We start from the raw sequence: 7177 nt of genomic DNA, 5'->3' as shown, positions 1-7177 counted from the left end.
CGCAATCCACACCGAGCCAGAAGGCCCTCACTCATTTCAAGATCACCCGGCCGTGAGCCCTGTCACCAACCTCCGTGGTCAGTACACCTAGGGCGCCACGGTGTCCGCCGCCGGCGGCTCCGGTTCGTCGTCGTCCGAGTCGGCCTTGCGCCGGACGTCGGCCGGGGTGGGAGCCGTGATCCCGCGCTCCTCGGCGGAGCGCTCGCGGGCCCCGACGATCCCGTCCGCTTTCGCCCGGACGTCGGCCGGGGTGGGGGAGGTGATCGAACGCTCCTCGGCGGAGCGGTCCCGCGTTGTCTCGTTCGGCTGGGTGCCCTTGTCGCCGGACTTCGTCATGGCGGGCTCTCCTTCGTGAGTCGTTGCCGGTGGGATACCTCGCGGGTGCCCGGGAACTCCGGGCCTGAACCGACGGACGGCACCTGATCCGAGTCCCTCCGCGGTCCTGCCGCCGCCTGCACGGCGGATGCCGGGCCCTGCGGGGGCATGGCGGCCCCGCGGTGACGATCTCCGGTGCCGGGTGTTTCGGGTCTGGTGAGGTCGCGTTCAGTGAAGTAGCGAGTTCCGCTCGTCCTACTACCCTGTGCGCACAGGCGTGAGGATGCACGTGCAGCCGGCGGTGTCAGGTCGGGCCCGCTGTTTCAGGCGACGGCGGCCAGGTCGGCGCGGCCGAACAGCAGGGCGTAGCCGCGGGGTAGGTGGGTGAGGAGGCGGTCGGTGAGGTTGTCGTCGGTGAGGGTGGTGAGGGCGGCCAGGATGGAGGAGGCGTCCCAGCGGGCGGCGGTGAGGCTGGTGCCGAGGGTGTGGGCGAGGCTTTCGACGAAGGCGGGGGCGGTGACGGGCGAGGGGAGGGGGATCTGGGCGGCGAGGACGGCGCGGGCCCGTTCGGGCAGGGCTGCGGCGAGGTCGCAGCGTTCGTCGCCGGTGAGCTGGGAGCCGAGGAGGGTCAGGACGGCGTCGAGGGCGCGTTCGGCTTCCTCGTCGGTGGGGTAGCGGCCGAGGTTGCGGACCTGCTGGAGGAGGTGGCGGTAGCGGGTCATGACGGTGGGGCCTTCCAGGGGCTGGCCGCCGGGCGGGCCGGCGGCGTGTGAGGGGTGGTCGGGGTCAGGGTCGTGTCCTTGCGGTCGGGCGGCCGAACAGCAGGTCGTAGCCGGGCGGCAGCTGGAGCAGGACCTGGTCCATGAGGTCGTCGCCGGCGGCGTCGGCCACCGTGGACAGGACGGCGCCGACGTCCCACAGGGCCGTGGCTTCAGTGGCGCCCTCGATCCAGGCCGCGGTCGCGCGCACGAAACGCTCGGCGTTGAGTGGCTCGGCGGCCTGCAGCGGGTTGAGCAGGATCAGGGCCATGGTCTCGGGCAGTCGGGCGGCCAGTTCGGCGCGCACGTCGCCGACCAGGTGGGCGCCGAGCAGGGCAAGGACCACCCGGGCGGCCCGCTCGGCCTCCTGTGGGCTGTCGTACTCACCGCGCTCCCGGACCTCCTCCAGGAACGCCTCCCATCGAAGCGTCATCGCGGTTCTCCCTCCGTCCCGAGGCCCGGCACGCCCGGGTGACCTCAAGGCTCGACGGCCAGGCGCCGGTGCAGACCGGTCAGCTTGAGCAGCCGCACGACGCGGCGGCCGGCTCCGCGCAGGACCAGGCGGGCACCGCACCGGTCGGCCTGGGCGCGGGCCCGGACCAGGGCGCCCAGGCCCGCGCAGTCCATGAACGTCACCTCCGACAGATCCACCACCACCTCCCGGTGCGACTCGAGCGCGGTGGCCAGGGCACGGTGCAGCGAGGGTGCGGCGTCGAGGTCGATCTCGCCGTGGGCTCGCACGATGAAGGGCTGGTTGCTCTGGCCGTTCATGGCGTTTCCGCGTCGCTGCTGGTAGGCCGGTCCAAGTAGGCCGGCCCGGCGGTCGGGGGGTGTTCCGGCCGCCCCATTCGATCGAGGGGGAGAGATCGGGGGCGGCCGGAACGGCATCGGGGGCCGGTCAGGCCCGGATCTGCTTGCGGCTTCCGCTGTGGCTGATCTCGATCTTGCGGGGCTTGGCCTTCTCGGCGACCGGGATCTTCAGGGTCAGCACGCCGGCGTCGTAGTCGGCGGTGATCCCGGCGGGGTCGAGGGTGTCGGAGAGCATGACCTGGCGGGAGAACACACCGAGCGGGCGCTCGGACAGCTCCCACTTGATGCCCTCGCCTTCCTGGCGCGGGCGGCGCTCGGCCTTGACGGTCACCATGTTCCGCTCGACGTCGATGTCGATCGCCTCCGGGTCGACCCCCGGCAGGTCGAAGCAGATCACGTACTCGTCGCCGGCCCGGTAGGCGTCCAGCGGCATCGGCGTGGGACGCGACCAGGTGCCGGTCGTGTTGAGGAACTGCTGGGTCAGCCGGTCCAGCTCGCGGAACGGGTCAGTGCGCAGCAGCATTGCGAAACACCTCCATGGATCGAATGGGTGCCAGTGCGCTTCACCTGAGTCCTTTCTAGCGCGTCATCCATCCAATGACAAGTTGTCGCGTCGCCTATAGAGTGACGGCATGAGCGAGAAGTCCCGCAAAGCCGCCCCCGACGCCTCCCCACCGGTCGAGCCCGTCTCGTTCCTGGCGGCCGCGGCGGCGCTGGCCGCCATCGACGACGCCGTCCGCACCGCCCAGAACCCCGCGTCCCGGCCCCCGACCACCCCTGACGAGCACGGTGGCCCCGAGCAGGCCCTGGCCGCACTCGTCCTGCTGCGCGAGCTGCGCGGCCAACTCGCCGGCTGGGAGGCCGGCCTGGTGGAGAGCGCCCGGGAGGCCGGCGCCACCTGGGCCGACCTCGCCCACCCGATGGGCGTCGCCAGCCGCCAGGCCGCCGAGAACCGCTACCTGCGCCTCAAGCCCTCCACCGCCGACGCTTCGCGGTCCGGTACCGGCGCGGAACGGGTCAAGGCCGTCCGCGACCGGCGGGCCGCCGACCGATCGGTCACCGTCTGGGCCCGCGACCACGCCGCCGAGCTGCGGGTCCTCGCCGCGCGGATCACCACGGCCGCACTCACTCCCGGCGCCCGTCCTGCCCAGGCCGCCCTGACCGCCGCCCTCGGCGCCACCGACCCCGCCGACCTGATAGAGCCCCTCGCCGCCGTCCGCCCCCACCTCGGCGCCGGCCACGACGACCTCGCCACCCGCCTCGACGCCCTCACCCACCACACCACCCAGATCCGCGATGACAGTGACCGACGCCGCGCCTGACCCTGTCGCCACCGCAGAAAGGCGCTGGCAGGACCTCCTGGACCGGATCCACGGCCTCGAAGCACGAGTGGCCGCCACCACGAGCACCGTCAACGCCGCCCTCGACCACCACCTCGCCCGCCTCGACGCCCTGCGCCGGCACCTCGCCCACCCAGACTGGCCACTGCCCGCCCCCGATCCGGACAGTCACCCAACCGCGCCGACGGACAACGCGCCGGCCTGACGAGGCCGGGAACCACCGCAACCACCCCGGCCGTCAGAACCGGCTCCTGTGCATCTGTGCCCGCTGCGCCGCCCCGCTCTCAAGAAGCTCACGCCCTGTCCGTGGCCGTCCGGCCGCCTCGGCGTTGCCGTCGGCTCTCCGTGCCGTCGTTGGGCATCAGCGCAGGAGGGTGGCGAGGAGTTCGGCGATGGTGGGGCCGGCGTCGGCGGGGTGACGCAGCTGCTTGCTCGTGACGACGCTGTAGTGGTTGGTGCGGCCGTGGCGTTCGTGGCTGAGGTATCCGGCCTGTTCGAGGTCGGCGATGATGCGCTGGACGGCGCGTTCGGTGAGCAGGCAGCGGCCGGCGATGTCACGCACGCGGATGCCGGGGTCGCGGGCGATCTGGACCAGTACGCGGGCGTGGTTGGTCAGGAAGGTCCATTGCCGTTCGGGCGCTGTGCCGTTGTCCATTCCTCCACGATAGGACTCCTGTTTCACGACTGCCGATACACGACAGGAGATTCGTGCAATGGTTGACATGTCTGGCGGACGGGCGAACAGTGGAAGGGCCGCACTCCGCAGTGCTTCGCCGCGGATTCCCCGGCGGCTCTGCTTCTGGAGATGGTTCCATGGACCCGATGAGCAGGCACGGGCTGGAACGGCTGAGGTCCCGGCTGGTCGACTGCCTGGGGCCGCCCCGCGAGGGCGGTCGGGACCCCCGCCCCCGCGGGGAGCCGCTGTGCCGGCAGGTGCGCCACGCCGTCACCGGCGTCGACGCCTACCTGACGGCCCTCGAAGAGGGCAGCCGCACCGCGGCGGGGCTTCACGAGCGGGCCCTCGACCTGTGGCAGGACCTCGAACGCATCGCGTCCGCCCAGCCCGGGCGGGCCGCTGTCGACGGCGGGGCCGGCGCGGCCGTACGGTGCGGCTCCCGGCCCGAGGAGTGGGCCGTGCCGCCCTGCCTGAAGGCGGAGACCGTCCGGGCCGGTGACGCCCTCGTGTGCTCCTTCACCGGGGGCATGGTCCTGGACAGCGAGCCCGTCGCCGCCCGGGCACTCGATGCCGCGCTCGTCCGGCGTCCCGCCCTGCTCGCGGTCGACCTGGCGGGTGTGGAGCTGTTCACCTGCACCGGGCTCAACCTGCTCCTCGCCGCCCGCCGGCGCGCGCTGGACATCGGCATCCCCCTGGTGCTGGTCGCCCCCTCCGGGCGGACGCTGCGGGTGCTGGAGCTCACCGGGACCGCCGCGCTGTTCCCCGTCCACCCCACCGCCGAGGACGCCCTGCGGCACCGCCCGCTGCCCGCCCCGCGCCCCGACGGAGGATGACCATCCGGGCGGGACGGTTGAGCCGGCAGCGGACGGGCAGGCGCACGGTCGGCCGGGAAATCCCTGGCCGTACCGTGGAAGGAGGAGCGGATGAGCATGGTGAAGGAGTCCGTGGACGTGGACGTCCCCCTGCACACCGCCTACAACCAGTGGACGCTGTTCGAGGAGTTCCCGCGCTTCATGGAGGGGGTCGACTCGGTGACCCAGCTGGACGACCGCCACAACCACTGGCGGACCAGCATCGGCGGCGTCACCCGTGAGTTCGACACCGAGATCGTCGACCAGCAGCCCGACGAGCGGATCGCCTGGCGGACCACCGGCGGCGACGTCGACCAGAAGGGCGTGGTGACCTTCCGGCAGCTCGACCAGGACCACACCCGGGTCGCCATGGCCATCGACTTCCGGCCCGAGGGCGTGGCGGAGCGGGCCGCCGATGTCACGGGTGTGGTCGACCGCCGGGTGAAGGGGGACCTGACGCGGTTCAAGACGTTCATCGAGGAACGCGGCCGGGAGGAGGGCGGCTGGCGGGGCCGGATCAGCCCTGGCTGAACCCGCTTCCGATCGTCCGCGCCACCGGCCGCCGGGACACCCGCCCGGCGGCCGGTCCACGCCCCGCGGTGACGTCGGATCGGAAACGGCTGATCAGGCGTGGCCCAGGGTGCGGCGGGTACCCGCCGAGCCCTGGGCGCGCGTTCGCGCACCCGAGGCATCCCGCGGACCAGGAGGAGAAGTGACCCAGCACGGCAGGGCCCTGGCAATCGTGACGAACTACGGCGTCGAACAGGACGAACTGCGCGTCCCCGTACGGCACCTGCGCGAGAACGGCGTCCACGTCGACATCGCAGCCCCCCACCCGGGCCGACGAACCGCTGGTCACGGACGACGCCGGCAACTGGCGGCTGGTGACTTCACGCAACCCCGGTGACCTCGAACACTTCCTCCGGGGAGTCGATGCCGCGCTGCGCGACCTCGCGATCAGGGCGCGGGAGACCAAGGAGTCCTCCACCGGCCGGCCCCGCCACCAGCCGCCCACCGCACGCCCGGCGGACCGCCTGCCGTCCCCCGAGCGCTCAGCCGCCGAGCGGATGCGGGACCTCCTGACCCCGGGCGGGCCGCACTGACCCCGGGCGGCACCCGAACCCCCGGCCGTGGTGCGGTCGGTCCCGACCGGTGCCGATCCACACGACCAGCTGACGGAGGGGCAGTTGACCTGCCTGGCGGCCGGCTCGATCAGCCGCCGGTCCGACCCCCTCCAGGTCAGGAGTCGTTCGCGGGGCCGGGCGGTGATCAGCGGCGCGTGTTCCGTCCCGTGGACGTGTAGCCGCGACCCGCTCGGGCAGGCGCTGGGCACGGCCGGACCGGGCCGAGGAGAGGAGGCCAGGCATGGACCGCTTCCGGCAAGTGCCGCCGACAGGGCCGATCGGAACGGCAGGCCCGGCCGGAGTCCCGGTGAACCCGGGGGCTCCGGGCGCGGGGGAGACCAAGCGGTTCGTGTTCTCCGGTCGGGAGGGCGCCGTGCAGGCGGGCCTTGAGCACACCCGGGAGGCCTTGCGGTCCTGGTCCTGGCTGCCGACCGCGGACGAGGAGAGGCTGGGGGTCGCCGAGGACCTCCTGCTGATGGTCGCCGAACTGGTCGCCAATGCCTGTCTGCACACCTCCGGTGGGCCGGGCGAACTGCGGCTGAGGTGGGACGGGCGCCGTCTGCGGGCGGAGGTCACGGACACCAGCCCGGTGCCGCCCGAGCTGCGCCCGTACGCCGACCCGGGCCGACCGGGCGGACACGGTCTCCGTGTGGTGGAGCGACTTGCGGGGTCCTGGGGCTGCGCGCCCGAGGGCGGGGGCAAGGTGGTCTGGCTGGAGATCGGGTTCCCGCCGGGTCCGCCGAACCACCGAGAGTGCTCGGCCTGAGGACCGGGCCCGGGACGCTGGGTGGCCGTCCGAGGTCGGCTCGGCAAGAGAGAGCTCGGATCCTGAGTCGGGAACCGATTCCGGGGTAGAAGTCCCAGAGAGCGGCCGTGATCCGTCCGGCTGCCGCAGCACCGTGGACGGTGCCACCGGGACCGCGCTTGAAGAAGCCGGGCACAGGTTCTGGGAAAGGAGTCCGCGACGCATGGGGTGTGAGCCCCACACGTGTCGCCGGGCGTGATGCCGATGCCCTGGAGATCCAGTGTCTATCCGTGTGGAAACCACCGATCGCGAAGCCGTCCCTGCGGGTCTGCCGCCCGATCTGCCGCGACGGCCCACGGCGGCCGAACTCCGCCGCATGGGGAAGTCCGAGGCGCGGGAGCTGAGCGACGCGCTGTTCGGGCGGCTGGCCGGGCTGGCCCGCGAGAGCCGCGCCTACAGCTATGTCCGCGGCACGATCATCGAGCTCAACATGCCGCTGGTGCGCTTCATCGCCGCCCGCTACCGGCACCGGGCCGAGGACATGGAGGACATCCTCCA

Annotated in this window: 12 protein-coding genes and 1 pseudogene; 7 read left to right on the top strand and 6 right to left on the bottom strand. The window is 72.8% G+C overall.

The window, feature by feature from the left end; translation table 11 throughout:
- Positions 1-87 precede the first annotated feature (87 nt).
- The 5 genes from ACWDD9_RS43630 to ACWDD9_RS43610 all read right to left on the bottom strand — a co-directional run bounded on the left by ACWDD9_RS43630 (position 88) and on the right by ACWDD9_RS43610 (position 2406).
- Complete coding sequence (locus ACWDD9_RS43630; RefSeq protein ID WP_049649652.1) at positions 88-336, bottom strand: hypothetical protein; 249 nt, start codon at positions 334-336, stop codon at positions 88-90.
- 302 nt (positions 337-638) lie between these two features.
- Positions 639-1037, bottom strand: coding sequence for a DUF2267 domain-containing protein (locus tag ACWDD9_RS43625; RefSeq protein ID WP_049649653.1), 399 nt, complete (start codon positions 1035-1037; stop codon positions 639-641).
- A gap of 64 nt (positions 1038-1101) precedes the next feature.
- Complete coding sequence (locus ACWDD9_RS43620; protein WP_049649654.1) at positions 1102-1506, bottom strand: DUF2267 domain-containing protein; 405 nt, start codon at positions 1504-1506, stop codon at positions 1102-1104.
- 44 nt (positions 1507-1550) lie between these two features.
- Positions 1551-1844, bottom strand: coding sequence for an STAS domain-containing protein (locus tag ACWDD9_RS43615; RefSeq protein ID WP_049649655.1), 294 nt, complete (start codon positions 1842-1844; stop codon positions 1551-1553).
- A 127-nt stretch (positions 1845-1971) separates the two neighbouring features.
- The gene (locus tag ACWDD9_RS43610) at positions 1972-2406 is read right to left on the bottom strand and encodes an Hsp20/alpha crystallin family protein (RefSeq protein WP_375877414.1); all 435 of its coding nucleotides are present in this window, start codon (positions 2404-2406) and stop codon (positions 1972-1974) included.
- Between the two features lie 109 nt (positions 2407-2515).
- Here ACWDD9_RS43610 and ACWDD9_RS43605 point away from each other — a divergent pair, with 109 nt between their 5' ends.
- Positions 2516-3205: a hypothetical protein gene (locus ACWDD9_RS43605; protein WP_049649657.1), complete on the top strand. Its 690-nt coding sequence runs from the start codon at positions 2516-2518 to the stop codon at positions 3203-3205.
- The gene (locus ACWDD9_RS43600; RefSeq protein ID WP_159028340.1) at positions 3180-3428 is read left to right on the top strand and encodes a hypothetical protein; all 249 of its coding nucleotides are present in this window, start codon (positions 3180-3182) and stop codon (positions 3426-3428) included. Before ACWDD9_RS43605 ends, ACWDD9_RS43600 begins: the two co-directional genes overlap by 26 nt.
- 156 nt (positions 3429-3584) lie before the next feature.
- On the opposite strand, the gene ACWDD9_RS43595 is transcribed toward ACWDD9_RS43600, so the two are convergent.
- Positions 3585-3878, bottom strand: a complete 294-nt coding sequence (locus tag ACWDD9_RS43595) for a helix-turn-helix transcriptional regulator (protein ID WP_049649658.1) — start codon at positions 3876-3878, stop codon at positions 3585-3587.
- 167 nt (positions 3879-4045) lie between these two features.
- Between ACWDD9_RS43595 and ACWDD9_RS43590 the strand changes: the two genes are divergently transcribed.
- From ACWDD9_RS43590 to ACWDD9_RS43570, 5 genes and pseudogenes are all read left to right on the top strand, one after another.
- On the top strand, positions 4046-4732 hold the full coding sequence (locus ACWDD9_RS43590; protein ID WP_449814766.1) for an STAS domain-containing protein: 687 nt from the start codon (positions 4046-4048) through the stop codon (positions 4730-4732).
- Between the two features lie 90 nt (positions 4733-4822).
- Positions 4823-5281, top strand: a complete 459-nt coding sequence (locus ACWDD9_RS43585; RefSeq protein ID WP_049649659.1) for an SRPBCC family protein — start codon at positions 4823-4825, stop codon at positions 5279-5281.
- A 353-nt stretch (positions 5282-5634) separates the two neighbouring features.
- Positions 5635-5853, top strand: a complete 219-nt coding sequence (locus ACWDD9_RS43580) for a hypothetical protein (RefSeq protein ID WP_049649667.1) — start codon at positions 5635-5637, stop codon at positions 5851-5853.
- 394 nt (positions 5854-6247) lie between these two features.
- Positions 6248-6640, top strand: coding sequence for an ATP-binding protein (locus tag ACWDD9_RS43575; RefSeq protein ID WP_375877418.1), 393 nt, complete (start codon positions 6248-6250; stop codon positions 6638-6640).
- 355 nt (positions 6641-6995) lie between these two features.
- Positions 6996-7177: pseudogene (locus ACWDD9_RS43570) on the top strand (RNA polymerase sigma factor SigF); the annotation flags it as partial.

Source organism: Kitasatospora sp. NPDC001119 (genome assembly GCF_053598475.1).
This window is presented reverse-complemented; position numbering and strand designations above follow the sequence as displayed.

Excerpts from the sequence above, each read along its gene's own strand:
- ACWDD9_RS43630 (WP_049649652.1), bottom strand. The coding sequence starts at position 336 with ATGACGAAGTCCGGCGACAAGGGCACCCAGCCGAACGAGACAACGCGG.
- ACWDD9_RS43625 (WP_049649653.1), bottom strand. The coding sequence starts at position 1,037 with ATGACCCGCTACCGCCACCTCCTCCAGCAGGTCCGCAACCTCGGCCGC.
- ACWDD9_RS43620 (WP_049649654.1), bottom strand. The coding sequence starts at position 1,506 with ATGACGCTTCGATGGGAGGCGTTCCTGGAGGAGGTCCGGGAGCGCGGT.
- ACWDD9_RS43615 (WP_049649655.1), bottom strand. The coding sequence starts at position 1,844 with ATGAACGGCCAGAGCAACCAGCCCTTCATCGTGCGAGCCCACGGCGAG.
- ACWDD9_RS43610 (WP_375877414.1), bottom strand. The coding sequence starts at position 2,406 with ATGCTGCTGCGCACTGACCCGTTCCGCGAGCTGGACCGGCTGACCCAG.
- ACWDD9_RS43605 (WP_049649657.1), top strand. The coding sequence starts at position 2,516 with ATGAGCGAGAAGTCCCGCAAAGCCGCCCCCGACGCCTCCCCACCGGTC.
- ACWDD9_RS43600 (WP_159028340.1), top strand. The coding sequence starts at position 3,180 with ATGACAGTGACCGACGCCGCGCCTGACCCTGTCGCCACCGCAGAAAGG.
- ACWDD9_RS43595 (WP_049649658.1), bottom strand. The coding sequence starts at position 3,878 with ATGGACAACGGCACAGCGCCCGAACGGCAATGGACCTTCCTGACCAAC.
- ACWDD9_RS43590 (WP_449814766.1), top strand. The coding sequence starts at position 4,046 with ATGAGCAGGCACGGGCTGGAACGGCTGAGGTCCCGGCTGGTCGACTGC.
- ACWDD9_RS43585 (WP_049649659.1), top strand. The coding sequence starts at position 4,823 with ATGAGCATGGTGAAGGAGTCCGTGGACGTGGACGTCCCCCTGCACACC.